The sequence below is a fragment of the Aliidiomarina sp. genome (assembly GCF_047920995.1).
Taxonomy (GTDB): domain Bacteria; phylum Pseudomonadota; class Gammaproteobacteria; order Enterobacterales; family Alteromonadaceae; genus Aliidiomarina.
In genome coordinates this window covers 34,653-60,010 of record NZ_JBLRWZ010000011.1, presented here as the reverse complement: position 1 = coordinate 60,010, position 25,358 = coordinate 34,653, and the positions used below count along the sequence as shown (strand labels likewise).

At 46.6% G+C, this 25,358-nt stretch carries 34 protein-coding genes and 1 tRNA gene; 4 read left to right on the top strand and 31 right to left on the bottom strand.

Annotated elements, in window-relative coordinates; genetic code table 11:
* Nucleotides 1-24 precede the first annotated feature (24 nt).
* The 19 genes from rpsN to dusA form a co-directional block, all read right to left on the bottom strand.
* On the bottom strand, nt 25-330 hold the full coding sequence (gene rpsN, locus ACNA7P_RS04650; protein WP_007419218.1) for a 30S ribosomal protein S14: 306 nt from the start codon (nt 328-330) through the stop codon (nt 25-27).
* 11 nt (nt 331-341) lie between these two features.
* Complete coding sequence (gene rplE, locus ACNA7P_RS04645) at nt 342-881, bottom strand: 50S ribosomal protein L5 (protein ID WP_416257449.1); 540 nt, start codon at nt 879-881, stop codon at nt 342-344.
* Nucleotides 882-901: 20 nt separating this feature from the next.
* Entirely contained in the window at nt 902-1,216 is a 315-nt protein-coding gene (rplX, locus tag ACNA7P_RS04640; RefSeq protein WP_416257448.1) for a 50S ribosomal protein L24, read from the bottom strand.
* Nucleotides 1,217-1,226: 10 nt separating this feature from the next.
* Complete coding sequence (gene rplN, locus ACNA7P_RS04635; RefSeq protein WP_007419221.1) at nt 1,227-1,595, bottom strand: 50S ribosomal protein L14; 369 nt, start codon at nt 1,593-1,595, stop codon at nt 1,227-1,229.
* A 196-nt stretch (nt 1,596-1,791) separates the two neighbouring features.
* Complete coding sequence (locus tag ACNA7P_RS04630) at nt 1,792-3,048, bottom strand: carbohydrate porin (protein WP_416257447.1); 1,257 nt, start codon at nt 3,046-3,048, stop codon at nt 1,792-1,794.
* A 120-nt stretch (nt 3,049-3,168) separates the two neighbouring features.
* Nucleotides 3,169-3,432, bottom strand: a complete 264-nt coding sequence (gene rpsQ / locus ACNA7P_RS04625; RefSeq protein ID WP_416257446.1) for a 30S ribosomal protein S17 — start codon at nt 3,430-3,432, stop codon at nt 3,169-3,171.
* Nucleotides 3,432-3,623 (bottom strand): 50S ribosomal protein L29, encoded by a 192-nt coding sequence (gene rpmC / locus ACNA7P_RS04620; protein ID WP_416257445.1) that lies wholly within the window; start codon nt 3,621-3,623, stop codon nt 3,432-3,434. Before rpmC ends, rpsQ begins: the two co-directional genes overlap by 1 nt.
* Nucleotides 3,623-4,036 (bottom strand): 50S ribosomal protein L16, encoded by a 414-nt coding sequence (rplP, locus tag ACNA7P_RS04615; protein ID WP_416257444.1) that lies wholly within the window; start codon nt 4,034-4,036, stop codon nt 3,623-3,625. The genes rpmC and rplP overlap by 1 nt, the downstream gene beginning before the upstream one ends.
* 11 nt (nt 4,037-4,047) lie before the next feature.
* Entirely contained in the window at nt 4,048-4,737 is a 690-nt protein-coding gene (rpsC, locus tag ACNA7P_RS04610; protein WP_416257443.1) for a 30S ribosomal protein S3, read from the bottom strand.
* 10 nt (nt 4,738-4,747) lie between these two features.
* Complete coding sequence (gene rplV, locus ACNA7P_RS04605; protein ID WP_416257442.1) at nt 4,748-5,080, bottom strand: 50S ribosomal protein L22; 333 nt, start codon at nt 5,078-5,080, stop codon at nt 4,748-4,750.
* Nucleotides 5,081-5,092: 12 nt separating this feature from the next.
* On the bottom strand, nt 5,093-5,371 hold the full coding sequence (gene rpsS, locus ACNA7P_RS04600) for a 30S ribosomal protein S19 (protein ID WP_143236539.1): 279 nt from the start codon (nt 5,369-5,371) through the stop codon (nt 5,093-5,095).
* Nucleotides 5,372-5,389: 18 nt separating this feature from the next.
* Nucleotides 5,390-6,214 (bottom strand): 50S ribosomal protein L2, encoded by an 825-nt coding sequence (gene rplB / locus ACNA7P_RS04595; protein ID WP_416257441.1) that lies wholly within the window; start codon nt 6,212-6,214, stop codon nt 5,390-5,392.
* A 17-nt stretch (nt 6,215-6,231) separates the two neighbouring features.
* Nucleotides 6,232-6,534 carry a 50S ribosomal protein L23 gene (gene rplW / locus ACNA7P_RS04590; protein WP_416257440.1) on the bottom strand — a complete coding sequence of 101 codons (303 nt, stop codon included), beginning with the start codon at nt 6,532-6,534 and terminating at the stop codon, nt 6,232-6,234.
* Entirely contained in the window at nt 6,531-7,136 is a 606-nt protein-coding gene (gene rplD / locus ACNA7P_RS04585) for a 50S ribosomal protein L4 (RefSeq protein WP_416257439.1), read from the bottom strand. Before rplD ends, rplW begins: the two co-directional genes overlap by 4 nt.
* A gap of 18 nt (nt 7,137-7,154) precedes the next feature.
* A complete protein-coding gene (rplC, locus tag ACNA7P_RS04580; RefSeq protein WP_416257438.1) occupies nt 7,155-7,793 on the bottom strand; it encodes a 50S ribosomal protein L3 in 639 nt (212 codons plus the stop codon).
* A gap of 36 nt (nt 7,794-7,829) precedes the next feature.
* Nucleotides 7,830-8,141, bottom strand: coding sequence for a 30S ribosomal protein S10 (rpsJ, locus tag ACNA7P_RS04575; RefSeq protein WP_416257437.1), 312 nt, complete (start codon nt 8,139-8,141; stop codon nt 7,830-7,832).
* A gap of 451 nt (nt 8,142-8,592) precedes the next feature.
* A complete protein-coding gene (locus ACNA7P_RS04570) occupies nt 8,593-9,801 on the bottom strand; it encodes a dipeptidase (protein WP_416257436.1) in 1,209 nt (402 codons plus the stop codon).
* 146 nt (nt 9,802-9,947) lie between these two features.
* The gene (locus ACNA7P_RS04565; protein WP_416257435.1) at nt 9,948-10,367 is read right to left on the bottom strand and encodes a VOC family protein; all 420 of its coding nucleotides are present in this window, start codon (nt 10,365-10,367) and stop codon (nt 9,948-9,950) included.
* A gap of 67 nt (nt 10,368-10,434) precedes the next feature.
* Nucleotides 10,435-11,418 (bottom strand): tRNA dihydrouridine(20/20a) synthase DusA, encoded by a 984-nt coding sequence (gene dusA, locus ACNA7P_RS04560; protein ID WP_416257434.1) that lies wholly within the window; start codon nt 11,416-11,418, stop codon nt 10,435-10,437.
* Between the two features lie 143 nt (nt 11,419-11,561).
* Between dusA and zur the strand changes: the two genes are divergently transcribed.
* Nucleotides 11,562-12,041, top strand: a complete 480-nt coding sequence (zur, locus tag ACNA7P_RS04555; RefSeq protein WP_416257433.1) for a zinc uptake transcriptional repressor Zur — start codon at nt 11,562-11,564, stop codon at nt 12,039-12,041.
* Nucleotides 12,042-12,135: 94 nt separating this feature from the next.
* On the opposite strand, the gene alr is transcribed toward zur, so the two are convergent.
* The 9 genes from alr to rnr all read right to left on the bottom strand — a co-directional run bounded on the left by alr (nt 12,136) and on the right by rnr (nt 19,975).
* Nucleotides 12,136-13,242: an alanine racemase gene (gene alr / locus ACNA7P_RS04550; RefSeq protein WP_416257432.1), complete on the bottom strand. Its 1,107-nt coding sequence runs from the start codon at nt 13,240-13,242 to the stop codon at nt 12,136-12,138.
* A 60-nt stretch (nt 13,243-13,302) separates the two neighbouring features.
* On the bottom strand, nt 13,303-14,700 hold the full coding sequence (gene dnaB / locus ACNA7P_RS04545) for a replicative DNA helicase (RefSeq protein ID WP_416257431.1): 1,398 nt from the start codon (nt 14,698-14,700) through the stop codon (nt 13,303-13,305).
* Between the two features lie 104 nt (nt 14,701-14,804).
* Entirely contained in the window at nt 14,805-15,257 is a 453-nt protein-coding gene (gene rplI, locus ACNA7P_RS04540; protein ID WP_416257430.1) for a 50S ribosomal protein L9, read from the bottom strand.
* Nucleotides 15,258-15,271: 14 nt separating this feature from the next.
* A complete protein-coding gene (rpsR, locus tag ACNA7P_RS04535; RefSeq protein WP_007419241.1) occupies nt 15,272-15,499 on the bottom strand; it encodes a 30S ribosomal protein S18 in 228 nt (75 codons plus the stop codon).
* A gap of 12 nt (nt 15,500-15,511) precedes the next feature.
* Complete coding sequence (priB, locus tag ACNA7P_RS04530) at nt 15,512-15,838, bottom strand: primosomal replication protein N (RefSeq protein WP_416257429.1); 327 nt, start codon at nt 15,836-15,838, stop codon at nt 15,512-15,514.
* Nucleotides 15,838-16,227 carry a 30S ribosomal protein S6 gene (rpsF, locus tag ACNA7P_RS04525; protein ID WP_416257428.1) on the bottom strand — a complete coding sequence of 130 codons (390 nt, stop codon included), beginning with the start codon at nt 16,225-16,227 and terminating at the stop codon, nt 15,838-15,840. Before rpsF ends, priB begins: the two co-directional genes overlap by 1 nt.
* 134 nt (nt 16,228-16,361) lie before the next feature.
* On the bottom strand, nt 16,362-16,811 hold the full coding sequence (locus ACNA7P_RS04520; protein WP_416257427.1) for a hypothetical protein: 450 nt from the start codon (nt 16,809-16,811) through the stop codon (nt 16,362-16,364).
* Nucleotides 16,808-17,578: a 23S rRNA (guanosine(2251)-2'-O)-methyltransferase RlmB gene (gene rlmB, locus ACNA7P_RS04515; protein WP_416257426.1), complete on the bottom strand. Its 771-nt coding sequence runs from the start codon at nt 17,576-17,578 to the stop codon at nt 16,808-16,810. The genes ACNA7P_RS04520 and rlmB overlap by 4 nt, the downstream gene beginning before the upstream one ends.
* Nucleotides 17,579-17,611: 33 nt before the next feature.
* Nucleotides 17,612-19,975: a ribonuclease R gene (gene rnr, locus ACNA7P_RS04510; protein WP_416257425.1), complete on the bottom strand. Its 2,364-nt coding sequence runs from the start codon at nt 19,973-19,975 to the stop codon at nt 17,612-17,614.
* 307 nt (nt 19,976-20,282) lie between these two features.
* Between rnr and ACNA7P_RS04505 the strand changes: the two genes are divergently transcribed.
* Both ACNA7P_RS04505 and ACNA7P_RS04500 read left to right on the top strand, forming a co-directional pair.
* Nucleotides 20,283-20,537, top strand: a complete 255-nt coding sequence (locus ACNA7P_RS04505) for a TIGR03643 family protein (protein WP_416257424.1) — start codon at nt 20,283-20,285, stop codon at nt 20,535-20,537.
* The gene (locus ACNA7P_RS04500; protein ID WP_416257423.1) at nt 20,537-21,994 is read left to right on the top strand and encodes an FAD-binding domain-containing protein; all 1,458 of its coding nucleotides are present in this window, start codon (nt 20,537-20,539) and stop codon (nt 21,992-21,994) included. Before ACNA7P_RS04505 ends, ACNA7P_RS04500 begins: the two co-directional genes overlap by 1 nt.
* A gap of 61 nt (nt 21,995-22,055) precedes the next feature.
* Here ACNA7P_RS04500 and ACNA7P_RS04495 read toward each other — a convergent pair.
* Nucleotides 22,056-22,142: transfer RNA gene (locus tag ACNA7P_RS04495), tRNA-Leu, on the bottom strand.
* A gap of 136 nt (nt 22,143-22,278) precedes the next feature.
* On the opposite strand from ACNA7P_RS04495, the gene ACNA7P_RS04490 reads away from it, so the two are divergent.
* The gene (locus ACNA7P_RS04490) at nt 22,279-22,842 is read left to right on the top strand and encodes an RDD family protein (RefSeq protein ID WP_416257422.1); all 564 of its coding nucleotides are present in this window, start codon (nt 22,279-22,281) and stop codon (nt 22,840-22,842) included.
* A gap of 97 nt (nt 22,843-22,939) precedes the next feature.
* Here the strand turns inward: ACNA7P_RS04490 and lptG are convergent, their stop codons facing one another.
* On the bottom strand, nt 22,940-24,007 hold the full coding sequence (gene lptG, locus ACNA7P_RS04485; protein WP_416257421.1) for an LPS export ABC transporter permease LptG: 1,068 nt from the start codon (nt 24,005-24,007) through the stop codon (nt 22,940-22,942).
* The gene (gene lptF, locus ACNA7P_RS04480; RefSeq protein WP_416257420.1) at nt 24,000-25,133 is read right to left on the bottom strand and encodes an LPS export ABC transporter permease LptF; all 1,134 of its coding nucleotides are present in this window, start codon (nt 25,131-25,133) and stop codon (nt 24,000-24,002) included. The genes lptG and lptF overlap by 8 nt, the downstream gene beginning before the upstream one ends.
* Between the last annotated feature and the right edge of the window lie 225 nt (nt 25,134-25,358).

Genomic DNA, 25,358 nt, shown 5'->3' with positions numbered 1-25,358 from the left:
TTGCTTTCTCCCGTGATTGGTGGCTTACCAGCTAGCTTTTTTCAAGCCAGGAATTTCACCGCGCATAGCTTTTTCACGAACCTTAATACGGCTCATGCCAAACTTACGCAGCACACCATGTGGACGACCAGTCACACGACAGCGGTTACGCTGACGTGAACGACTAGAATCACGAGGAAGCTTCTGCAATTCCAGAACTGCTTCCCAGCGCTGTTCATCACTGGACGCTGGATTGCTAATAGTAGCTTTAAGTGCGCGGCGTTTCTCAGCGAATTTAGCAGCAAGCTGCTGACGCTTGAGTTCGCGCATTTTCATAGAAACTTTTGCCATAACTCTACACCTTACTTTTTAAACGGGAAGTTAAAGGCAGACAACAGTGCGCGAGCTTCATCATCGCTCTTTGCACTGGTAGTGATCGTGATATCCAATCCACGTACCCGATCAACTTTGTCATAGTCGATTTCTGGGAAAATGATTTGTTCACGAACGCCCATGCTGTAATTCCCACGACCATCAAAAGACTTCGGGTTTAAACCGCGAAAGTCGCGAATCCGAGGAATCGCAATAGAGATCAGTCTCTGCAGGAAGTCCCACATGTGCTCACCGCGTAAAGTTACTTTGCAACCAATCGGGAAGCCTTCACGGACCTTGAAGCCAGCAACTGATTTTCGAGCGTTAGTGCGGATAACTTTTTGACCTGTAATTGCTTCTAGGTCTGCTACCGCATTGTCGAGAATCTTTTTATCTGCTAGTGCTTCACCAACACCCATATTGAGTGTGATTTTCTCAATCCGAGGGACTTGCATGACACTGGTGTAGCTAAACTGTTTCATCAGTTCAGGAACTACAGTCTCTTTGTAAAAATCATGCAGTTTCGCCATCGTATACTCCAAAATTTCAATTAGATGGTTTCATTATTTGATTTGAAAAAACGTACTTTTTTACCGTCTTCAAATCTGAAACCAACTCGATCTGCTGTGCCAGTCGCTGGATTGTAGATTGCTACGTTAGAAACTTGAATAGGGGCTTCTTTTTCAATAATGCCACCTGGTTCATTCAGGGCCGGATTCGGCTTCTGGTGTTTCTTAATTACGTTAATGCCTTCTACAACTACACGATTGTCTTCGGTATTAACTGTAAGCACTTTGCCGCGCTTACCTTTGTCTTTACCACTTAACACAACCACTTCGTCATCACGTCTGATTTTTGCCGCCATTGTCGACTCCTTATAATACTTCTGGCGCCAGTGAAATAATCTTCATGAACTGCTCACCGCGCAATTCACGAGTCACTGGACCAAAGATACGGGTGCCAATTGGCTGTGAGTTGTTGTTCAAAATCACAGCTGCATTGCGGTCAAAACGGATAACAGAGCCGTCTTGACGACGGACGCCTTTCCGGGTGCGAACCACCACCGCGTTGTAAACATCGCCTTTCTTCACCTTGCCACGAGGAATTGCTTCCTTCACTGACACTTTGATGATGTCGCCAATGTTTGCATAACGGCGGTGCGAACCACCTAGAACCTTAATACATTGTACGCTGCGTGCGCCAGAGTTGTCGGCCACGTCCAGCATAGTTTGCATCTGGATCATCTCAGTGCTCCGCTTTAGTTAGTAAACCAGACTCTCCCGAGTCCAAGTAACATCTTTCTTGCCATAAGATAGATGACCCCATATTAAAAGGGCGCGAAATTGTAACAGAAAGATTTTCGAAATGATAGAGGGATTACGAAGAAAAAGAAGGGTGTGGGCTGCTTATGGATAAGCCATAAGCAGCCTTCAGAATAGCTTAAAAATAATAACCGAAGTTTATATTAAAGCGGGTATTAGTTCTACCCCCATCTTGGCCTGTTGAGCCGCCTACAAAGGGTTGATTCTGTGCTGTTACTAAATCAACGTAAGTATACACACCACCGGCACTTACAGCCACGCCCGCGACATTCATATACGTATCGTCATTGAAACCGCGTTTATTCGTCATAATACTTAGATTATTGTACCAAGTTAAATGAGTAATCGGGCCGATTTCAACAGGCATATTGTAAGCGATATTTGCCGTATAGATATCCGCTTTGGTTGGCATTGTGTCATAATATGCATATGCACCTAGTACAACACCACTGTTCTCTATGGCAAAATCATAATCGTATCTACTAAACTGAGCTTGGAACTCCCATTGCCCTACATTGTATAGAGCGTGGATTCCCACATTTTCCCGATCACCGACGTTACTTACACCGTCATTGAACTTACCGAGCTGACCAGAGAAACCAAGCTCTACCATTTGGTCATCACCGAAATGCCATTTATGAGCGATGCGCGTCATAAATGTATTATTCTCGCCCGCTACTGCCGTTGGCGCGTCGTAAGTTCCTTCTCCCGGCAAACGAATGCCCACTACATCATAGGCGTAACGATCTGCTGAACTTCTCACTCCCCCCGAGGCACCTCCGAGTTCGTCATTTTTTATGAACGCAAAATCAAAGTCCCAAGAATCAGTGCGTTGCAAAAAACGGACGCCCGCACCAGGGTTATCTTCTAGCCCAACATAAAAGTTCGTGCTGAAAAAATAATTGTGGGAATTATAAGGCATGATACCAAAAGGCTGAACTACAACACCTATTTGCCCCTGCCACTCATCGGTAAAATTGTATCCAAAATATGCATGGCGTAACGCTTCCATATAATTAAACCAGCGATACTGGGCCGATAAAATAACATCACCCATTTTGCCATTCAGGTCGAGCCTGAAAATATCAAAATCGAGGTCGCCGCCGCGGTCGCGTTGGTCGGAGTTATAATCCGTTATTTGGTATTGAAATCTTACGGCGCCACCAAGCGTGATGCCATCTTCATCTGCGGCACCAACATCACTTTCTACTACTTGTTTCAGATCCTGGTTTTGCTGTCGAACAACACGGATTTCACTTTCTAGAGCTTCAATTCTATCCTCTAATGACCGCTCTTCTGATTCTTGAGCAAGTCCTGAGAATGGGATCAAAGAGCTCACGATGGCTAAGCTCAATAAAGTTCTTTTTGTTCGCATAATTACTCCTCAGCTATGGAAACATTCATGTTTCTAAGAACTTAGTATAGTAACACATCTCGCAAAGGCAAAAAAAAACGACCCATAAGGGTCGTTTTTAACTAGCTTTTAAGCCGCGGTTTAAATTTCAGCGCCACGCTCAATAACTTCTACCAAGGCCCATGATTTAGTTTTCGATACCGGGCGAGTTTCCCGAATCGATACTAAATCACCTTCCCGGCACGTGTTATCTTCGTCGTGCGCATGAACTTTAGTGGTCCGCTTAATGTACTTACCGTATAAAGGGTGCTTAACCCGACGCTCGATAGCAACTACGATAGATTTATCCATCTTGTTGCTTACTACGCGCCCTTGTAAAGTACGGATAGTTTTTGCTTCACTCATTACGCGCCTGCCTTCTCATTAAGCAATGTTTTAACTCGTGCGATATCTCTACGCACTTGTCTCAACAGATGAGTTTGATTCAGTTGGCCAGTGGCTGATTGCATGCGCAAGTTGAATTGCTCACGCAATAAGCCTAGTAGCTCCTGATTCAGCTCTTCTACGCTTTTTGCTTTCAGTTCGCTTGCTTTCATCACATCACCGTCCGAATAACAAAGGTTGTTTTGAATGGCAGTTTGGCAGCCGCTAATTTGAATGCCTCACGTGCCAGCTCTTCAGATACACCATCCATCTCGTATAAAACGCGACCTGGTTGAATCAGAGCAACCCAGTACTCTACGTTACCCTTACCTTTACCCATCCGCACTTCTAGAGGCTTCTTAGTAATTGGCTTATCAGGGAAAACGCGAATCCAAATTTTACCTTGACGTTTAACATGACGTGTCATCGCACGACGGGCTGCTTCGATCTGACGCGCAGTCATACGACCGCGTTCAGTAGCCTTAAGGCCATAAGTACCGAAGCTGATTTTGTTACCCGATTGCGCTAGGCCGCGGTTACGGCCTGTATGTACCTTACGAAATTTCGTACGCTTAGGTTGTAACATGATGCCTCTCCTTACTTACGACCTTTGCCGCGCTTGTTAGCCGCTGGCTTTTCTTCAGCTACCACTGGCATACCGCCAAGTACTTCACCTTTGAAAACCCAAACTTTCACGCCAATGATACCGTAAGTAGTAGCTGCTTCTGCAGTTGCGTAATCGATGTCAGCACGTAAAGTGTGCAATGGCACACGGCCTTCACGATACCACTCGGTACGTGCGATTTCTGCACCACCAAGACGGCCGCTTACTTCTACTTTGATACCTTTAGCACCTAGGCGCATTGCGTTCTGAACAGCGCGCTTCATAGCACGACGGAACATTACACGACGCTCAAGCTGGCCTGCGATGTTTTCAGCAACTAGCTGAGCATCTAACTCAGGCTTACGTACTTCAGAAATATTAATCTGCGCAGGTACACCTGTCAGCTTAGAAATTTCTTGACGTAGCTTCTCAACATCTTCGCCTTTCTTACCGATCACCACACCAGGGCGAGCAGTGTGAATAGTCACACGAACACTCTTGGCTGGACGCTCGATAACGATACGTGATACTGACGCACCTTTCAGTTTCTCTTTAAGGAACAAACGAACCTTATGATCACTGTGTAGGTTGTCAGCGAAATCCTTGGACTCCGCGAACCAGGTAGCATTATATGGCTTGGTGATACCTAGGCGAATACCATTAGGATGTACTTTCTGACCCATAACTTATCTCCTAGCTATCCGAAACAACCACAACAATGTGGCTGGTGCGCTTCAAGATACGATCCGCACGGCCTTTGGCCCGCGGCTTGATTCGCTTCATCGTTGGACCTTCGTCGATCATGATAGCTGAAACTCTCAACTCATCAATGTCGGCGCCCTCGTTGTGTTCAGCATTTGCAATTGCTGATTCAAGAACTTTCTTAATCAAGCTTGCCGCTTTCTTCGGGCTATAAGCCAAAATATCAAGCGCTTTTGCAACTGACTGGCCACGAATCTGGTCTGCAACCAGACGACCCTTCTGCGGAGAAAGGCGGGCAAATTTATGTTTAGCAATCGCTTCCATTGTATTCACCTCTTACCGTTTCTTAGCTTTCTTATCTGCAGCATGGCCGCGATAAGTGCGAGTCGGAGCGAATTCGCCAAGCTTGTGTCCAATCATTTCTTCTGAAACGAAAACTGGAACATGCTGACGACCGTTATGAACAGCGATGGTCAAACCAATCATATCTGGAATGATCATTGAACGACGGGACCAAGTTTTAATTGGTTTCTTGTCCCCGCTTTCCATCGCCTTCTCCACCTTCTTGAGTAGGTGAAGGTCAATAAATGGACCTTTTTTAAGAGAACGTGGCATTTTAAAACCCCTTGCCTATTACTTCGTGCGACGACGCACAATATACTTGCTAGTACGTTTGTTCTTACGAGTTTTGTAACCTTTCGTAGGAACACCCCATGGAGAAACCGGATGACGGCCTCCTGAAGTCCGGCCTTCACCACCACCATGTGGGTGATCAACCGGGTTCATTGCAACACCACGAACGGTAGGACGAACACCGCGCCAGCGTTTAGCACCCGCTTTACCGAGTTGCTTAAGCATGTGCTCAGCGTTGCCAACTTCACCGATAGTAGCACGGCACTCCGATAGGATTTTACGTACTTCACCTGAACGCAAACGCACAGTAACGTACATGCCATCACGCGCAAGAAGCTGAACTGAAGCACCAGCTGAACGAGCCAACTGTGCACCTTTACCAGGCTTCATTTCAATTGCGTGAATTACAGAACCTACTGGGATATTGCGCAGTGGTAACGTGTTACCTGGTTTAATAGGAGCATCAGAACCTGATACTACTTTATCACCAGCAGTTAAGCCTTTAGGGGCTAAAATATAACGACGCTCACCATCAGCGTACAATACTAAAGCGATATTAGCTGACCGGTTAGGATCATATTCAATACGCTCTACAGTTGCTGGAATACCGTCTTTGGTGCGTTTGAAATCAACCAAACGATAGTGATGCTTGTGACCACCACCAATGTGACGAACGGTAATCCGGCCATTATTGTTACGGCCACCATTTTTGCTGTTTTTCTCCAGCAATGGGGCATACGGCTTGCCTTTGTACAGGTCTTGACCAACGACTTTAACGACGTGGCGACGACCCGGGGACGTAGGCTTACATTTAACAACAGCCATTTTAATAATCCTCCTGTTTACTCAGCGCCGCCGACGAAATCGATGTCAGCACCTTCGCTCAGGGTTACGTATGCTTTTTTCCAATCGCTACGTTTGCCTGTGCGCGTACCGAAACGTTTGGTTTTACCTTTAACATTCAAGGTACGCACGCCGGTTACTTCGACTTCGAACAGTTTCTCTACCGCAGCTTTGATTTCTGATTTAGTTGCATCTTTCGCTACTTTGAAAACCATAGTGTTTTGGTTTTCAGCAGCCAAAGTTGCTTTTTCAGAAACGTGAGGCGCCAGAATGACTTTCAATAAACGTTCTTCGCGCATCATGATAATGTCTCCTCAAGCTGCTTAACTGCGTCCGCAGTGAACAGAACCTTATCGAATGCGATCAAGCTGACCGGATCGATGCCCTGAACGTCACGAACATCAACTTTATGCAGGTTGCGTGAGGCAAGGAACAAGTTCTCATCAAGATCTTTAGTGATGATTAGAACGTCGTTCAATTCCATCTCTTTCAACTTAGCAACCAACTGCTTGGTTTTTGGCGAATCAATACCGAAGCTCTCTACAACTATCAAACGGTCCTGACGAACCAGTTCAGATAGAATGCTTTTTAGAGCACCGCGATACATCTTCTTATTTACTTTTTGTGCGTGGTTCTGTGGCTTCGCTGCGAAAGTTACACCACCAGAACGCCAGATTGGGCTACGAATCGTACCCGCACGAGCACGGCCAGTACCTTTCTGGCGCCATGGCTTTTTGCCACCACCAGAAACTTCTGAACGTGTTTTCTGCGCTTTACTACCTTGACGTGCGCCTGCTGCATAGGCTACTACAACCTGATGCACCAAAGCTTCATTGTATTCACGTCCAAAGGTAGCTTCGGAAACTTCAAGAGCGCCTTTCGCGTCTTTTAATGCTAATTCCATCACTAATCTCCTCAGACGTTACGCTTTGACCGCAGGCTTAACGATTACGTTGCCACCGGAAGCTCCAGGGACAGCACCTTTAACCAAGATCAAATTGCGCTCAGCGTCAACACGGACAACCTCAAGGGACTGAACAGTAATCTGCTTGTTACCCATTTGGCCGGCCATCTTCTTACCTTTAAATACTTTACCAGGTGACTGGTTCTGACCGATTGAACCTGGAGCACGATGCGACAACGAGTTACCATGCGTCGCGTCTTGCATGCTGAAATTCCAGCGTTTAACGGTACCAGCGAAACCTTTACCTTTAGACGTACCCGTTACATCAACGAGTTTAGTGTCTGCGAAAATATCTACAGTCAGCTCAGATCCAACCTCGAAGTCCGCGCCATCATTTTCATTTAAGCGGAACTCCCACAAACCACGGCCTGCTTCTACGCCAGCTTTGGCGAAGTGCCCAGCTTCAGGTTTGGTTACACGGTTAGTTTTCTTGCTGCCAGTAGTCACTTGAAGCGCTTGGTAACCATCAGTTTCCAAAGTTTTCACTTGGGTAATGCGGTTTGCCAGCACTTCGATCACAGTCACTGGAACTGATGCGCCATCTTCTTGAAAGATGCGAGTCATTCCTACTTTCCGACCGACTAGACCAATAGCCATTGTTAAAACCTCTTATCTTAGAATCTTGTTTCTCACTTAGCCCAAGCTAATCTGAACGTCAACGCCAGCAGCTAGGTCCAAACGCATCAAAGCATCAACAGTTTTATCTGTTGGCTCGATAATATCGATAAGACGCTTGTGGGTGCGGATCTCGTACTGATCACGGGCGTCTTTATTCACGTGCGGAGAAATAAGCACGGTGAAACGTTCTTTGCGCGTAGGTAGTGGAATTGGACCACGAACCTGAGCACCAGTACGTTTCGCTGTATCTACGATTTCCGCTGTGGACAAATCGATCAAGCGGTGATCGAAAGCTTTTAAGCGAATTCGAATTCTTTGACCAGACATAAATCAAAGCCTCATATAAAGAGCATTTAAAAAAGAGCATAAAAAAACTCGCCTCTTGAACAACCCTTGGGGTTGAAAGAGGAAGTGTTTTTAACCACCATTCGACCCCCAATCGGGGCCGCTGTTGAAGTATCTGTAGTAACCAAGAACTAGCTCGAAAGCCTTATTATTCTTGCAACTACGATACTTATTGCTAAAACAATTATGTGCGTTAACACAAACTGCTCGAACAAACGCCTAATAAGACGTGGGCGAGATTATACGGATATACAGGCAATAGTCAACTAGAAGTGCGACAAAGGTGAGGTATGTTACTAAATAGGGCAGCACATTACTGCTCTTCACATTACTGAGCGGTAACCGCGCAAGCTTCTAATAAAGGTACATGCAGCATCCGTATAAAGAAAACGCCGCCCATATCATTAGTTATAAGCGGCGCGGGTAAGTTCAATTATTGGTTTGCTGCTGCGTAAGCCTCAACTGCTCGCCAAGCGCGAACGGTATTTGCGAACAAGATCTTATCAATATCCTCTTCGGAATATCCTCGATCCAATAACCCTTGAATTAAGTTTGGAAACGTACGTACATCTTTTAAACCAACCGGCAGAGTATCGCCAACACCATCATAATCTGAACCGATACCAACGTGATTGATACCAACTAGCTCAACAATGTGATCTATATGATCTAGTACATCTTTTAAGGTAGCAAATGGATATGGATTTTCTTCACGCATACTGGCCACGGCTGCTTGAGCTTCCTCTGTACCCTCGCCAAGCCGCTGATTGATTTCGCGAGTTAAGCGCTGAATCCGCGCCCGATGTTGGTTGGCTTGTTGCGTAACAAATGTAGAGCCGAAGGTAACTTGAATAACCCCATCGTTTTCGGCTAACGCTTTAATCATGTCGTCATTCATATTGCGCTGCCATCCAGGTGTAAAACGGCGGGCTGAGGAATGAGTGGCGATTACCGGCACTTTGGTAATTTCCAATACATCGTAAAACGCTTTATCCGAGATATGCGACACATCAACCATCATACCAATGCGATTCATTTCTACCACAAGCTCTTTCCCGAACGGGCTTAAACCACCCCAGGTGCCGCGAATATCATAGGAAGAATCGGAAATGTGATTATCTTCTGAATGCGCCAGTGTAATGTAACGAACTCCTCGATCGAAAAAGTGCTGTAGTTTCTCGAAACTACCTTCGATAGGAGCGCCGTTCTCCATGCCCATCGCTAAAGACATCAAGCCCGCTTCTGTATGAGCGAACAGATCATCAACGGAGTGTGGAATCGCGAATTTTTCTGGAGCGCGATACACTAACGCTTCCATAAAATCGATTAAATGGTTAGCTAAGGTGTAGGCACCATTGTCTTCATAGCTTGAAGGAATATAAATCGCCATGAAAGGTGCGTTTAAGCCACCCGCCACAGCACGTTCATAATCAAAATCTCCACGTTGAGTGGCCTTACTAACATCTTCCCAATCATTGATTAAACGATACGGAACATCAATATGGGTATCAATGATCATCGATTCTTGAGCAATACGAATTGCCCGCTCACTCGCCGTAATATCGGTAGCATGAGCTGAAACTGAAAAGCCAACGACTGCCAGGGTTAACGCGGCAATAGAGGCGCGGGTTACATTTCTCATAATTCCTAATCCGTTTTCTAATTGTTGTGTGAACATCTACTCGACAATAGCAAAGAAGCCTTTGGGGCGCGAATATATTGCCTAGAAGCGCTGCTTTACAATGCATTATTTTCTGAAAAACATTATCGTTATTATTAGTTTCGAAATTACCAGCTTCCCACGTTTTCCATCGATACCCATGGTTCGCAAGGCTCTAACGCATCTCCTTGTTGCAACAACTCGATGGAAATACCATCGGGGGAACGCACGAACGCCATATGCCCATCACGAGGAGGCCGGTTAATTGTAATACCCATTGCTTGTAAGTGCCCACATACTTGATAAATATCATGCACTCGGAATGCTAAATGGCCAAAATTACGTCCGCCGGTATAACTTTCTGGATCCCAGTTATAGGTAAGTTCCAGCTCTGCATCTAGGCTTTCTGGAGCGGCTAAAAAGATTAATGTAAAACGTCCTTTCGGTACCTCTTTACGGCGCACCTCTTGTAAGCCCAACCCATCGCAATAAAAACGTAATGAGGCATCTAAATCGCTAATTCGCACCATCGTATGTAAGTATTTCATTTTTTCTCCCCCTAATGCGGCGTACACGAGCCGCATTGTTACCGCTGAATATGCTTTACAGTGCCAGTTATAGCTGTGATTCACGCTCTGCAGCGCGCGCATACTCTGCATCAATTATCGCTTTTGCTGTTAATAGTGGCGTAGCATCATCTGCTCTCGGGCCAAGTTCACTCAATGTTCTACGCCATTGGCGGGCCCCCGGGCAATTCTGGTATAAACCAAGCATATGGCGGGCCACATGCCAAAAGCGCCCACCCGCACGAATATGTTCTTCAATGTACGTGTGCATTTGCGCCAAAACTTCTTCCTTACTTGGGGCTCTATGCTGTACACCGAGCAGCTCATCTACTTCGGCTAATAACCACGGGTTTGAATAGGCAGCTCTACCGATCATCACTCCATCTACATATTGCAAATGTTGTTGTGCTTCTTGTAGGTTATTAACGCCCCCATTTACATGAATTTCCAGCGTTGGGTAATCACGTTTTGCCTGATATACGCGCTGATAATCAAGTGGCGGTATCTCCCGGTTTTCTTTTGGGCTTAAGCCCTGCAACCACGCCTTTCTTGCATGCAAAATAACACGTGGGCATTCGGCTTCAGCAAGAGGCGTAAGTAATGCTTGTAAAAACTCGTAGCTATCCTGCTCATCAATGCCGAGCCTAGTTTTAACTGTAACCGGAACCTCTGGCGCAGCATCTTGCATCGCTTTAACGCAATCTGTAACTAAGCTCGGTTCGGCCATTAAACAAGCTCCAAAACTGCCGTTTTGTACGCGATCAGATGGGCAGCCTACATTCAAGTTAATTTCATCATAGCCTCGCTCGGCAGCGAGCTTTGCGCATTTAGCCAGCGCCTGCGGATCACTTCCACCGAGCTGTAATGCAACGGGATGCTCTGCGTCGTTAAAGGCCAGGAAATCCTGTTTACCGAATAAAATGGCACCGGTAGTTACCATCTCGGTGTATAACAGCGCATGTTCGGATATTTGCCGATGGAAAAACCGACAGTGGCGGTCGGTCCAATCCAGCATTGGGGCTACAGAAATCATTAACTACTCCTAAAAAATCATTCCCCTATTCTACGTGAAATCATTAGTTAGCAACAGTAATGCGAAGGTTGTGCTTTTTTGTTGCGCCAAGAGAACGTATGCTATGTATATAAAGAACATTATCACTTAGGGTTGCAAAGAATATGAAGCAACAAAGTACGCAAAAACAAAGTACCCAAAAACAAAAAACCGAGCAGCTCCTGCTGAGTGCAGAATTATTGTGCCAGCGCAGAGGCGTAAGGCTAACGCCTACTCGCCGTGAAGTATTTTCGATTTTAACGGAGCAAGACGGTGCTGTTGGTGCCTATGATTTACTCGAGATGCTGAAAACAGAAGTGCCGAATGCCAAGCCACCAACAATTTATCGTGCGTTGGAGTTTTTACAAAATCAGGGCTTTGTACACAAAGTATCGTCGTCAAACAGCTATGTTTTGTGTTCCCACTTTGAAAAGCAGCATCCAGTGCAAATGTTAATTTGTGGGCACTGCGGTAATGTGCAGGAAATTCATTCCAGCGGTATTCATAAAGAATTTTTAGCGCAGGCAGAGAAAGAAGGGTTTACGGTGCAGCAACAAACTGTGGAAGCGCTGGGGATTTGCGCCAACTGCCAGCAAGCAGATTAAATAACACTTACTGGCATTTGCATGGTTAATTTGCGGTTCGGTATAAATATGCGCAGTAATTGCAAAGCACAGCTTTCGTATTATTAGCCACCCATTATTCTACATAATCCAATTGTACGCGGCGCGCCACGTTACACAGTAACTCATACGGAATGGTTCCTACCGCCTTTGCAACGGTTTCTACCGGTAAATCTTTACCCCATAGTTGCGCGGTGTCGCCAAGCTCAACCTCAAGGTCAGCCCCAAGATCAACCGTTAGCATATCCATAGCTACTCTTCCCACTAATGGGAAACAGCGGCCATTGATGTGCACTGGAGTGCCTTCTGGTGCATGCCGCGGATAACCATCACCATAACCAATGGCTACAATACCAATATTGGTATCTGCTTTTGGTTGCCAAGCAGCGCCATACCCTACGGTTTCCCCTGCCGCCACTTTTCGCACCGAAATAATACTGGCTTGTAAGGTCATTACCGCTTTTAGCCCATGCTGTTCGCCGCACTCATTCGCAAATGGGCTAATACCATACAAGGATAACCCCGGGCGCACCCAATCAAACTGAGGGGCCATGTTACTAAGTAGCGCTGCGCTATTCGATAATGAAGTAACAACCTCGCCATGGGCTGCGCTTAAATCGCTATGCAACTGCGCGAACATTGTTATTTGGCTAGTGTTCTTAGAATGATTCGGCTCATCGGCACAAGCAAAATGGCTCATTAATATTGGCTTACCCTGTACTTGCGCCAACTCGCATAAACGCTGATAACAAGCACTTACATCCTTGGGCTCCAGGCCAAGCCGGTGCATACCTGTATCAACCTTCAGCCATACTTTTATACAATCGGTTAAGTTAGCAACCTCGGCTAGTTGCTGAAGCTGCAGGGTACTGTGCACCACAGGCTCAATATTACTTGCTGCAAGAACTGGGATTTGGTCAGCAGAAAAGAATCCCTCTAGTAATACAATTGGCTTAGTTACGCCGGCATTACGTAACTGCAATGCTTCATCTAATCGGGCAACACCAATCGCATCGATATCAGTTAGCGCCTGTGCAATACGCGTAAGGCCATGCCCATAAGCATTAGCTTTCAAAATTGCGAGCACTCGATTGTTACCCGCAAAGCCCCGAATTGCGCGCAGGTTATGGGCTAATGCAGGTAAATCAATACTTGCCCATGCCGGGCGCATCACTTTGCTCATTAGTGGGCCCTACTCCAAAGGCGGTTGCACAATCCGCCCTCGCCGAACACGGCAATAAGCTTAATAATCTTCGTCATAGCTCTCGCCAGTGTAATTATCAAAGCGCGAATACTGGCCGTGGAACATTAGCTTCAATCTACCAATTGGGCCATTTCGCTGCTTACCGATAATAATTTCGCTCAAGCCTTTATCGTCTGAATCCGGATGATAAACCTCATCGCGATAGATAAACATAATCAAATCGGCATCTTGCTCAATAGATCCAGATTCGCGTAAATCTGAGTTAACCGGCCGTTTATCAGAACGTTGCTCCAATGACCGATTCAACTGAGAAAGCGCTACAACTGGGCACTTCAGTTCTTTCGCTAAAGCTTTCAATGAGCGCGAGATCTCAGCAATCTCTAAGGTACGGTTTTCCGACATGCCAGGCACTGTCATCAGCTGTAAGTAATCCACCATAATCATACTTACGCCGCCATGCTCACGCGCGATTCGCCGGGCACGTGAGCGCACCTCGGTTGGCGTAAGGCCAGAACTATCATCAACAAATAGTTTGCCTCGCTCTTTCAGCACGATCATGGTTGAACTAATGCGATCCCAATCTTGGTCACTAAGTTGCCCCGTACGTACTTTGGTTTGATCAACTCTACTCAGTGAGGCTAACATCCGCATCATGATTTGGTCGGCTGGCATCTCCAAACTGAACACTACTACCGGCTTTTCTTCATGCATCATAGCGTGTTCAACCAAGTTCATCGCGAAGGTGGTTTTACCCATGGATGGCCGAGCGGCAACAATAATCAAATCGGAAGGCTGCAAACCAGTTGTTTTCTTATCAAGATCCGTAAAGCCGGTTGAAACACCGGTAACACCGCTATAATTTGTTTGCTTACTGAGAAATTCAATTCGATCTAAGGTTTTATCTAGGATGCTTACCAACCCTTGTGGGCCATCGCTACTGCTACTACGTTTTTCAGCAATCCCAAACACCGTAGATTCCGCGAAATCTAGTAATTCTTTGCTATCCCTACCTTGTGGATCAAAACCGGCTTCAGCTATCTGATTCGCAACACCAATCATTTCTCGCACCAAAGCACGCTCTCGCACAATATCTGCGTAAGCTAAAATGTTAGCCGAGCTGGGCGTGTTCTTTTGAATTTCTAGCAGGTAGGCTGCGCCGCCCGCCCGATCTAGCTCGTTGCTTAACTCAAGCCGCTCAGAGAGGGTTACAAAATCTATTGGCTTACCTGCTTCACTTAAGTACGCCATCGCGCCAAAAATAAAGCGATGGGAAAGCAAATAAAAATCATCCTGAATCACCCGTTCGGCCACATTATCCCACGCTTCGTTATCCAGCATGAGGCCACCAAGTACTGATTGTTCAGCCTCAATTGAGTGGGGTGGTGTTTTTAGCGCATCGAGCTTAGCATCTGAAGATTTTTTATTTTGAGTTGCCACGCGAATTCCATCTGCAGTTATTTCAGAACAATTGATGATACACAGACCGCAAAAAAAAAGCAGCACCAAAGGTGCTGCTTTTCAATTAAAGAGAGTGTAATTGCTTATTCGCCAGCTTCTACTTGCAAAGTAATAGCGGCTAACACGTCTGCGTGCACTTGCAACTCAATTTCAAACTCCCCTACTTCACGGATAGTACCGTGCGGCATAAGGATTTCACTCTTCTCAACTTCTACGCCAGCTGCAGTAACTGCATCAGCGATATCGCGAGTACCAATTGAACCGAACAACTTACCTTCATCGCCTGCTTTAGAGGTGATAACGATAGCGTTTAGTGCATTGATTTTCTCAGCACGTTCTTGAGCAGCTTTCAGGTCAGCAGCTAATTTAGCTTCTAACTCTGCACGGCGCTGTTCGAACATTTCAACATTCGCTTTGTTAGCTGGTACGGCTTTGCCTTGTGGGAACAAGTAGTTCCGAGCGAAGCCAGATTTCACGTTAACTTGGTCACCCAAGCTACCTAAGTTCGCAACTTTATCTAGAAGGATAATATTCATCGTTAAAGTCTCCCTTACTTGTGGCCATCAGTGTATGGCAGCAAGCTCAGGTAACGGGCACGCTTAATTGCACGAGCCAGCTGACGCTGATACTTTGCTGAAGTACCGGTAATACGGCTTGGAACTATTTTACCAGTTTCAGTGATATAGTTTTTCAGCGTAGCGATATCTTTGTAATCGATTTCTTTTACGCCTTCTGCCTTAAAGCGGCAGAATTTACGACGACGGAAAAAACGAGCCATGGTGTTCTCCTATTAAACCTGTTTTATGTTCTGGGCGTGAAGTACTAAGCGAGGAACACCGTTAGCGTTCTCATGACGCTGAATAAATCCAGCTACTTCTATTTCACTACCCATAGTAAGTTTTGTTGACCAAGATTCGGCCCAATCTCCGCTCACCACCACCTGAATTCGCACATAACACTGTCGTGTTAAATCTGCTTCTTGCTGCAATGAACGATGTTCAAGAGCGAGGAGTAGATGCGAAACCCCGGCTGGGCTGCGTTTCATTCTCGGCTCTTTTACAAGAATACCGCGAATGATGAGTTGGTTAATTGCTGAACCTTGAGCTGTAGCCGACATCACTCAGCAGATGCAGTCTCTGATTCTGATTCTGTCTCTTCAGCTCTGCTTTCACGGCGATCTTCACGCTCTTTTGGCTTACCAAAAGGTGAAGGCTCGTTAATCGCTTCGTCCTTACGCATAACCAGGCTGCGTAATACCGCATCGTTGTAACGGAAGTTAGTTTCTAACTCTTCAATCACTTCGCCAGTTGCTTCTACGTTCATTAGTACGTAGTGAGCTTTGTGCAGCTTGTTGATTGGGTAAGCTAGTTGGCGACGACCCCAATCTTCTAAACGGTGAATAGTGCCACCATTAGAAGTAACAGTTTCGCTGTAACGCTCAACCATTCCTGGAACCTGTTCACTCTGGTCCGGATGAACCATAAATACGATTTCATAATGACGCATAATTGCTCCTTATGGATTAAAGCCTGAGTTCAGCTCAGCCCGGCTGACGTATAGGCAAGGAACTTGAAATTAACTTTATAACATTAACTGTAAAAGTTAGTTGGGCTGATTCAAGCCGGCGGATTGTACGTGAACTAACCAGTAATGGCAAGCTCTCGCAAGCGGGTATTTACTAATGAAAATAGCTTTGCAGAAAGGTTGATGGCCACTTCAGCAGGGCCTTCAACCACAATAGTTTGGTTTTCTCGGGAAGTTTGTTCGGTTTCGCTGGTTGAATTCGCTGCGCGAATCGTTGCGGTTAATATGAGTTGCTCACTACTGCGGCGCACCTCAACTTCCACATGCGCAGCAACCGCATCTTCCGCCGAACTGGCGATCCGATACTGATGATGGGTTTGCATACGATAAATAACATCGTTTACCACTTGCCGCTGCACACGATCACTTTCACTGAAGGTAAACGAAACATCGATCAATGGCCGGTACTGTGTTTGTGGGTTACTCGCAGGGCCTAGCCAAGAAAGCACCATAAACACCATAACCGCTGCTGCAATCAGCAGCAACGGTAGTATTTTCTTGATCACTTAGCGCTTCCCTTGCCAGCCTGTGCTGCACGTTGGCGAACCACTTCGAACAAGCATACGCCGGCGGCAACAGAAACATTTAAGCTACTTACCGTACCCGAAAGTGGAATCGATACTAAATCATCACACAACTCACGGGTTAGGCGGCGCATGCCAGTGCCTTCAGCGCCCATAACAATCGCTACTGGGCCAACAAATTTATTCTCGTAAAGGCCTACTGTTGCCTCACCGGCAGTACCGGTAACCCAAACACCTTCATCTTTCAATATACGTAACGCGCGCGCTAAATTCGTAGCCGTTACTAAAGGTACAATTTCCGCAGCGCCACTGGCCACCTTGCGCACGGTAGCATTCAAACCTGCCGCTTTATCTTTTGGTACAATTACCGCAGTTACCGCAGCTGCATCGGCGGTACGCAAACAGGCACCTAAATTGTGCGGATCCGTTACTTGATCGAGTATCAAGAACAGCGCTTTTTGCCCCGCTTGCTGCGCCAATTCTGGAAGGTCATTTTCTTGATAGGCACGCCCGGGGGTAACCAGCAGCAGAACCCCTTGATGAGTAGAATCTTTATCCACGCGCTCATCCAGGGTTTTGCGTTGGCAAAACTGAGGGCGAACGCCAGCTGCGCGAGCGGCTTTTACAATTTCCTGAATGGCAGGATCATCACGATCTTTTTGCACAAACAATTCAAGTGCCCGTTCTGGGGCGTGTTGCAATACGGCTGTTACCGAATGAATACCAAATACCGCTTCATTTTTGCTCATTAACTACTACTCATTAAAATTTCACAGGTAAGTTTATCGTTTCTTGCTGCTGCTCGAGCGCTTTCCAGCGCCTTTACTTTTTCCTTTAGCACCCCCCTTGCCCGCAGGTTTGCTTTTGCTACCTTTGTGCTTGTTCGGTTTGCCTGCGCCTTGGCCACCGCCTTTACCACTTTTCCGCGAGTGTTGTTGCTTCACTCTACGTTTTGGAGCGAGTGCTTTTGATGTTTGCTCAACGTGCAGCAACTCGAAATCAATCTTGCGCTCATCAAGGCTTACGGAAGCCACTTTCACGCGGGCTTTATCACCTAGGCGATAAACATTGCCGCTGCTTTCACCAATCAATAAATGGCGCTCAGCATCAAAGTGATAGTACTCGCTGGTTAAATTAGAGATGTGCACCAAACCATCAATCATATAATCGCTTAAGCGCACAAATAAACCAAAGTTGGTAACCGCCGAGATCACCCCCTCAAATTCATCGCCCACGTGATCAAGCATGAACTCACACTTCAACCACTCATCCACTTGACGCGTTGCGTCATCAGCGCGGCGTTCTGTTTGCGAACAATGCGGGCCAAGCTCAGCCATTTGCTTCGGATTATAGCTATATGCACCTTCTACACCCGGCATATTTGGCTCTTTTTCAGCCAAAATGCGTTTGATTTCACGATGTAGTACTAAATCTGGGTAACGCCGAATGGGTGACGTAAAGTGTGCATAGGCATCTAACGCCAAGCCAAAGTGGCCACGATTTTCCGCACTATAAATTGCTTGCTGCAACGAACGCAGAAGCATTGTTTGAATAAGCTCTCGATCTGGACGATCCGCTACTTGCTGCAAAACCTCACCAAAATCAGCGGGCGATGGTTCATCTCGTAACGGCATCGAAAGGCCCATTTCACCGAGCACTAACCGAAACGCCATAAAACGATCTTCATCGGGTGCATCATGCACTCGAAATAACGCCAAGCCTTTGTTTTTCTCGACAAACTCGGCAGTAGCAACGTTCGCCATGATCATACATTCTTCGATCAACATATGGGCTTGATTGCGATATACCGGCACAATTTCGGATATTTTCCGTTCTGCGTTGAATATGAAGCGGGTTTCTACCGTATCAAAATCGATGGCACCGCGGCGTTCACGGCTAGCGCGCAGAACATGATAGAGCGCTTGCAGGCTTTCAATATGCGGCACTACCGCCTGATATTGGCTGCGGAGTTCTTTATCGCCCTCTAGAATAGCGGCAACCTTGGTGTAGGTGAGGCGCGCATGAGAATTCATTACTGCAGGATAGAACTTCGATTCAATCAGCTTACCACGAGGGCTAATCACCATTTCCGCAACCATACACAGGCGATCTACCTGCGGGTTTAACGAACACAAACCATTGGAAAGTGCTTCCGGCAGCATCGGAATTACATGATTTGGGAAGTATACCGAATTACCGCGGCGTACCGCTTCTCTATCCAGTTCGTTACCTGGGCGCACGTAATGGCTAACATCCGCAATCGCTACCCACAAACGGAAGCCTTTCTTATCAGGCTCGCAATATACTGCATCATCGAAATCACGCGCATCTTCACCATCAATGGTTACTAGCGGCAAGTTACGTAAATCTACTCGGCCCTGTTTATCCGTTTCTGGCACTTCCGCTGGAATGGCTTGCGCTTCTTTTTCCAAAGCAGCAGGCCATTCATGCGGAATATTGTGCTCACGAATCGCCACTTCGATTTCTATACCCGGAGCCATGTGATCACCGAGAATTTCAATTATTTTTGCTAACGGCGATGCTCGGCGGCTCGGCCGAGAAATAATTTCAGCCGTTACTATTTGGCCATGGCGAGCACCATTCACATGCTCTGGAGGAATAATTAAATCTTGGTTTAGACGCGTATCATCGGGTACTACAACTGCAATACCATCTTCAAAAAAGTAACGCCCCACTATCTGCCGCACTGCATCGTTTACAGTGCGCACAATACGGGCCTCTTTCCGGCCTCGTGCATCTGTTGAGCCAGCTTTCACTAATACACGATCACCGTGCATTACTAGCTGCATTTGGTGATATGGTAAAAATAGATCTGGGCCGCCCTCATCAAGACGCACAAATCCGAAGCCATCACGATGGCCAATTACTTCACCTTTCTTTAAATCCATTCGCTCTGGCAAGCCATAGCTATCGTTACGGGTATACACCAATTGGCCATCCCGTTCCATGGCACGCAAGCGCCTTTTTACCCCAATATGCTGCCGTTCATCAGTTAACTTAAAGTGGCTTAAGATATCTTGATAAGCTACTGGCTTCACTGCGTTTTGCACCACTTCTAACATGGCTTCCCGAGATGGGATCTCCACATCATGCTGCAGTTGCGCTGGGGGTGTTTTATCATTCATTTTAGTAATAATTTTTCTCTTCTTTTGTTTTGTTGGCCTTATGTGGCCGATTATTTTCCGATGTATTCGGCAGCTAATGTTTAGCGCACCTCGATTACAAAGGTAGTACAAATTTGTTTCGTTTTGTGTACTCAGTATATCACTGAGTTGAAATTATAGATAACCGCCAATTTCTATTCTAGCGCGGCCCCTTATATCGCTTCAGCGCTAATCTATATTTGCCGATACAGCGTAATCATTGCTATCACAATATCGCCTTGATAACAGCTCTTCCTGGGAGAGCATCTTTTTAGAGTACCGCTAATCTATGCAAGCATTTACAGCACACGAACTATCTCGGATTATAGAAATGGCATGGGAGGATAGAACCCCATTTGAAGCCATTGAGATTCAGTTTGGCCTCGCTCAAGCGCAAGTAATTCAATTAATGCGCAAAGAGTTAAAACCCAGCTCATTTCGCTCCTGGCGGCAACGCACTCAAGGCCGAAGCAGCAAGCATTTAGCAAAACGCAATCCGGCGATAAGCCGAGGTTATTGCCCTACCCAATATAAACAACGCTAATGAATCTGGTTTGGTTAAAGCGTGATTTACGGCTTACCGATCATGCCCCACTGCAAGCAGCTATAGCAGCTAATAAGCCTTTTATGGTGTTGTTTGTGGTAGAAGATTTCTTGCTCAATGATGTGCACTTCTCTACTCGCCATTGGCGCTTCATTTGGCAATCACTACAGGAATTACAAATCCAGCTCAATGGCAGGTTAACCATCACTACTGGTAGGCTTTCCGATGTATTACGTACCGTGCATCAACAGCATAATATAGAAACTATTTTTAGCCACGAAGAAATTAGCATCGCAACCACCTTTGCTCGCGATCGCGCTCTGCAGCAATGGTGCCAGAAACATCAAGTGCAATGGCAAGAGTTCCCTTACGGCGCTGTAGTTCGCAAACTACATAACCGCAATAATTGGGATCAACATTGGCAACAGGTAATGCGCCAACGCATTCATAATGTAAGCTCAGCGCAGCTTGCCACAGCAAACATCTTGATACCGCAGCTGCCGCAGTTCACACCACCGGCTGATTGGCTACAGCATCAGCATCCTGAACAAATCGGCGGGCCAAAAGCCGCTTGGCGAGTGTTAAGCGAATTTTTTCAAGGCCGCGGAAAACGTTACCACTTCGATATTTCCAAACCTGGATTAAGCCGTGTTAGTTGTTCGCGTATCTCGCCGTATTTAGCATGGGGGAATATCTCCATTCGCGAAGTATGGCAATACAGCTTAGCGCATCGTGAAAACCTTCCTGCTCGCGCTTGGCAAGCCTTTAGCTCCCGTTTGCACTGGCGTTGCCACTTTATCCAAAAATTCGAGAGTGCTTGTAGTATGGAATTTGCTCATTTAAACCGAGGGTATCAGGAGTTTCCTTATCGCGATGATACCAACGTAGCTGCACATTTAAGTGCTTGGCAGCAAGGCAATACCGGTATTCCGATGGTAGATGCCTGCATGCGCAGCTTAAACACCACTGGGTACTTAAACTTTCGTATGCGCGCCATGCTGGTAAGTTTTCTCTGCCATCACTTAAATATCGATTGGCGCCTTGGAGCCCCGCATCTTGCCCAACAATTTCTAGATTTCGAGCCTGGCATTCACTATCCGCAACTCAACATGCAAGCTGGTGTTACCGGTATTAATACCATTCGTATCTACAACCCCGTTCGGCAAGGTGAATTACAAGATGCCCAAGGGGATTTTGTGCGGCAATGGGTGCCTGAACTAGCCGCTTTGCCAAATAGCCTTATCCACAAACCTTGGTTACTTACCCCAATGGAAGAACTACTGCATAACGTGCAATTAGGCCGCGATTATCCACACCCCATTTGTGATGTTGAAACCGCTGGGCGTGCAGCCCGAGAGCGGCTATGGGCTTGGCGAAAACGAGCTGAAGTAAAGCAACATAACGGCGCCATATTGGCACAACATGTTCGCCAAAAGGCGCATCAAACACGGAAATAGTTCTAAATCTGGGTGGCGTTGCTAATACTACGAGAGGCTTAAAACATGTGCGAACTGAAGATGGTGCCCGGGGCCGGACTCGAACCGGCACACCATTTCTGGCGGCGGATTTTGAATCCGCTGCGTCTACCAATTTCGCCACCCGGGCATATTCAAGGGGCTACATCTGAATCTCTCAGACGCAGCGCATTATACTCAGGCGGAAGGATGTTGCAAGCATGGATGATAAAAAAGAATGCTTCATGCTATGATCTTGCAATCGTTAGCTCAGGATTTATACAAAGATGCCCAAAAAAGCGACAAAACCAGCCAAACAGCCAGTAGCGCTGGATAACCATGAAGAAACCAACAACAGCAATGCAGAAAACGAGTTTGTGCCTGTACAGCGCGCCGGTTTTGGCCGCCGTATGCTGGCCATTCTGTATGATTCACTGGTTGTTACTGCAGTAATTATGTTTGCCTTCGCTGCCCTACTCGCCTTTATTGCGCTAGTAGTAAAAACTGGCCTTATTAGCCTTCCGGAAGGCGGCGATCATGCCAGTTTATTGCAAGGTAATCCGCTTACTACACTGTATTTAATTGCGGTGGTGCTGTGGTTTTACGTTGGCTTTTGGGCCCGTGGTGGGCAAACATTAGGCATGCGCACATGGCGATTGCGAGTGCGCAACACTGATAATTCCCGGATTACCCGCAAGCAAGCACTGATTCGAGCAGTTACCGCCCTATTTGGTTTGGGTAATTTGTGGGTGTTGTTTGGCAAGGATAAACTTGCCTTACAAGATCGCCTAGCAAAATGCGAAGTAGTAGTACTTAGTGCAGAAGCCAACCAGTTTAAAAACTGGAAGTAGCCTTAAGCGTATCAAAGAAGTAACGAGAGGCCGTATAGCTAGGCCTTGGGAACACTACGAATTAACAATCAAGGGAGCAATCAACTTGCTCCCTTTTTTATACCCTATCGCGCGTAAGAATGTACAACGCGGCTGTTGCAAACACCATTCCGGGCAGCAGCGCTGCCAGCAAGGGCGGGATATTGTACACCTGTGATATAGGGGCAAATACTTCATTGAACACGTGGAAACTGAAGCCCGTTATTACCCCAAGTAAAATACGTGCGCCCATGGTTGTTGAACGTAATGGCCCAAAAATAAATGATAAGGCCACCAACAGCATTACGGTTACAGTAAAGGGCACCACTACTTTTCGCCAAAACGCCAGTTCATAGCGGCTAGAATCTTGCCGGTTGGCCTGTAGATAGTTTACATATGAGCGCAACCCGCTAATCGATAAAGATTCTGGGCGCACCGTTACTACACCTAATTTATCGGGCGTAAGGGTTGAGCGCCAGGTCCAGCTGGCAAGTTGATAGTTGGCCACGCGATCTGGCGATACTTCGGTATACTGCGCATCATGTACGCGCCAGTTCGGGCTGATATAGGTGGCGCGCGCGCCGTGTATTACTTTCTCTAGCTCACGGTTATTGAACTCATAAATCGTTACATTGCGCAGGTTGCCGGTATCTTCTACCTCACCAATATGAATAAAGTGATTACCATCCTTTGCCCACACGCCATGTTCGCCAGAAATTAAACTTCCACCCGATACCGCTTGTGCACGAAGTTGGCGAGCCTGAGCTTCGGTATTCGGGGCTACCCATTCGCCAATCACAAGCACAGCGAGCATCATTAATATCGCCGATTTCATTACCGAGCCAATTAACTCTAAGCGTGAGCGCCCTGCGGCCATCATTACTGTAAGCTCGCTGTTGCTAGCCAATAACCCCATACCAATTAAACCACCAAGCAAGGCTGCGATAGGAAAGAACATTTCCACATCTCGGGGCACGCTAAGAAGAATAAACGCAATTACATCAGGCATGGCGTAATTACCACGGCCAATAGCGCGAATTTGCTCTACAAACCGAATTAGTGCACTTAAACCGGTAAGTACTACCAAGCTTAATAGCGTTGTGATCAGTACGGTTTTACCGATATATCGATCGAGGATACTAAACATTAGCAGCCTCCGCTTTCTTACCGAGCTTAAACATCGCGAGTAGTTTGTAACCTGCGGGCCGCTCTTTGATCAGCATGGAAATACCAATTAGCGCTAAACAGCCATGTATCCACCAAAGCCCAAGCCCTACTGGAACCGAACCATCAGCCAATGCCCGTTTGGTGGCCATTAATACCATGAAGTAACCGAGGTAAATTAATAACGCCGGCCCCATACGGGCGAACTTCCCTTGCCGTGGATTCACTCGGCTTAGCGGCACCGCTATTAAAATCAGCAACGGCATTGCCAATGGAATAGCAATCCGCCATTGCAATTCAGCTGCAGCAGCATAGCTATCATCATTCCATAGTTCTCGCGTAGGAATAGCTTCTTCGCGGCGGCTACCTTCAGCTATCTCTTGTTCGCGAATTTGCAATTGATATTGTTCAAAGCTCATTACTTGATGTTCAAGGCTCCCCAACGATTGCGCGTAGCGCCGGCCCTCTTCAAGCACCATCATTTGCGCACCGTTGGCTGTGGTTTCAATGCGCCCACGAGCGGCCATTACCACACTAGCCTGTGCATCTGTGGCATTAAGTTCGCTACGCGCAGGTAATTGCGCCACAAACACCTCTTGCAGCTCGCCACCCTCGCCTTGGCGCTCAATAAAGATCACCGCCCGTTGCTGCACGGCTTGCTGGAAGCGCCCGGCCTGTAAAACAGATACGCCAGATTCGCTGCGTACCCGATCGGCAATGTTTTGCTCTTGCGCCATCGCCCAAGGGCTAAGCCATAGGGTTAGTAAAGCAGTAAGAATTGCCAATACGCCAGCAAACGCCAGCGTAACCCGAGTGATATACCACTCGCTTACACCACAGGCGTGAAATACAGCCATTTCATGATCGGCATATAAACGGCCTTGCGCCATTAACACCCCTAAGAATAAGCTAATCGGCAGTAGTAATGCAGCAAGGCTCGGTAATTGTAAACCGAGCACCATCATAATCAGCTGCGCTGGAAGCTGCCCCTCAGAGGCCTCTGTAAGAATTTGCACAAACTGCTGGCTGACAAAGATAACGAGCAGCACTAGGAATATAGCCATTTGCGCTTTGAATGTTTCACGAATAATGTAACGAAATATGAGCACTGCCCCAACCCTTAACTTCGCTTTTTACTGGAAATCACTGAATATTTCAGTAAACTTTGTGTTTTGATAAGTTATATCTGTGATTCTAAGGTAAATACCGCAAGTTCGCTGCAACTTTTTTGCAATCTAATTACGAGCAAGCGGGTTTTCTTATTGCGATTAACACCGTAGAATTTCACTAATAATGCCATGCCCGGCATAAATAAACCAGAAATGGGAGTATGC

Excerpts from the sequence above, each read along its gene's own strand:
- rpsN (WP_007419218.1), bottom strand. The coding sequence starts at position 330 with ATGGCAAAAGTTTCTATGAAAATGCGCGAACTCAAGCGTCAGCAGCTT.
- rplE (WP_416257449.1), bottom strand. The coding sequence starts at position 881 with ATGGCGAAACTGCATGATTTTTACAAAGAGACTGTAGTTCCTGAACTG.
- rplX (WP_416257448.1), bottom strand. The coding sequence starts at position 1,216 with ATGGCGGCAAAAATCAGACGTGATGACGAAGTGGTTGTGTTAAGTGGT.
- rplN (WP_007419221.1), bottom strand. The coding sequence starts at position 1,595 with ATGATCCAGATGCAAACTATGCTGGACGTGGCCGACAACTCTGGCGCA.
- ACNA7P_RS04630 (WP_416257447.1), bottom strand. The coding sequence starts at position 3,048 with ATGCGAACAAAAAGAACTTTATTGAGCTTAGCCATCGTGAGCTCTTTG.
- rpsQ (WP_416257446.1), bottom strand. The coding sequence starts at position 3,432 with ATGAGTGAAGCAAAAACTATCCGTACTTTACAAGGGCGCGTAGTAAGC.
- rpmC (WP_416257445.1), bottom strand. The coding sequence starts at position 3,623 with ATGAAAGCAAGCGAACTGAAAGCAAAAAGCGTAGAAGAGCTGAATCAG.
- rplP (WP_416257444.1), bottom strand. The coding sequence starts at position 4,036 with ATGTTACAACCTAAGCGTACGAAATTTCGTAAGGTACATACAGGCCGT.
- rpsC (WP_416257443.1), bottom strand. The coding sequence starts at position 4,737 with ATGGGTCAGAAAGTACATCCTAATGGTATTCGCCTAGGTATCACCAAG.
- rplV (WP_416257442.1), bottom strand. The coding sequence starts at position 5,080 with ATGGAAGCGATTGCTAAACATAAATTTGCCCGCCTTTCTCCGCAGAAG.
- rpsS (WP_143236539.1), bottom strand. The coding sequence starts at position 5,371 with ATGCCACGTTCTCTTAAAAAAGGTCCATTTATTGACCTTCACCTACTC.
- rplB (WP_416257441.1), bottom strand. The coding sequence starts at position 6,214 with ATGGCTGTTGTTAAATGTAAGCCTACGTCCCCGGGTCGTCGCCACGTC.
- rplW (WP_416257440.1), bottom strand. The coding sequence starts at position 6,534 with ATGATGCGCGAAGAACGTTTATTGAAAGTCATTCTGGCGCCTCACGTT.
- rplD (WP_416257439.1), bottom strand. The coding sequence starts at position 7,136 with ATGGAATTAGCATTAAAAGACGCGAAAGGCGCTCTTGAAGTTTCCGAA.
- rplC (WP_416257438.1), bottom strand. The coding sequence starts at position 7,793 with ATGGCTATTGGTCTAGTCGGTCGGAAAGTAGGAATGACTCGCATCTTT.
- rpsJ (WP_416257437.1), bottom strand. The coding sequence starts at position 8,141 with ATGTCTGGTCAAAGAATTCGAATTCGCTTAAAAGCTTTCGATCACCGC.
- ACNA7P_RS04570 (WP_416257436.1), bottom strand. The coding sequence starts at position 9,801 with ATGAGAAATGTAACCCGCGCCTCTATTGCCGCGTTAACCCTGGCAGTC.
- ACNA7P_RS04565 (WP_416257435.1), bottom strand. The coding sequence starts at position 10,367 with ATGAAATACTTACATACGATGGTGCGAATTAGCGATTTAGATGCCTCA.
- dusA (WP_416257434.1), bottom strand. The coding sequence starts at position 11,418 with ATGATTTCTGTAGCCCCAATGCTGGATTGGACCGACCGCCACTGTCGG.
- zur (WP_416257433.1), top strand. The coding sequence starts at position 11,562 with ATGAAGCAACAAAGTACGCAAAAACAAAGTACCCAAAAACAAAAAACC.
- alr (WP_416257432.1), bottom strand. The coding sequence starts at position 13,242 with ATGAGCAAAGTGATGCGCCCGGCATGGGCAAGTATTGATTTACCTGCA.
- rplI (WP_416257430.1), bottom strand. The coding sequence starts at position 15,257 with ATGAATATTATCCTTCTAGATAAAGTTGCGAACTTAGGTAGCTTGGGT.
- rpsR (WP_007419241.1), bottom strand. The coding sequence starts at position 15,499 with ATGGCTCGTTTTTTCCGTCGTCGTAAATTCTGCCGCTTTAAGGCAGAA.
- priB (WP_416257429.1), bottom strand. The coding sequence starts at position 15,838 with ATGTCGGCTACAGCTCAAGGTTCAGCAATTAACCAACTCATCATTCGC.
- rpsF (WP_416257428.1), bottom strand. The coding sequence starts at position 16,227 with ATGCGTCATTATGAAATCGTATTTATGGTTCATCCGGACCAGAGTGAA.
- rlmB (WP_416257426.1), bottom strand. The coding sequence starts at position 17,578 with ATGAGCAAAAATGAAGCGGTATTTGGTATTCATTCGGTAACAGCCGTA.
- rnr (WP_416257425.1), bottom strand. The coding sequence starts at position 19,975 with ATGAATGATAAAACACCCCCAGCGCAACTGCAGCATGATGTGGAGATC.
- ACNA7P_RS04505 (WP_416257424.1), top strand. The coding sequence starts at position 20,283 with ATGCAAGCATTTACAGCACACGAACTATCTCGGATTATAGAAATGGCA.
- ACNA7P_RS04500 (WP_416257423.1), top strand. The coding sequence starts at position 20,537 with ATGAATCTGGTTTGGTTAAAGCGTGATTTACGGCTTACCGATCATGCC.
- ACNA7P_RS04490 (WP_416257422.1), top strand. The coding sequence starts at position 22,279 with ATGCCCAAAAAAGCGACAAAACCAGCCAAACAGCCAGTAGCGCTGGAT.
- lptG (WP_416257421.1), bottom strand. The coding sequence starts at position 24,007 with ATGTTTAGTATCCTCGATCGATATATCGGTAAAACCGTACTGATCACA.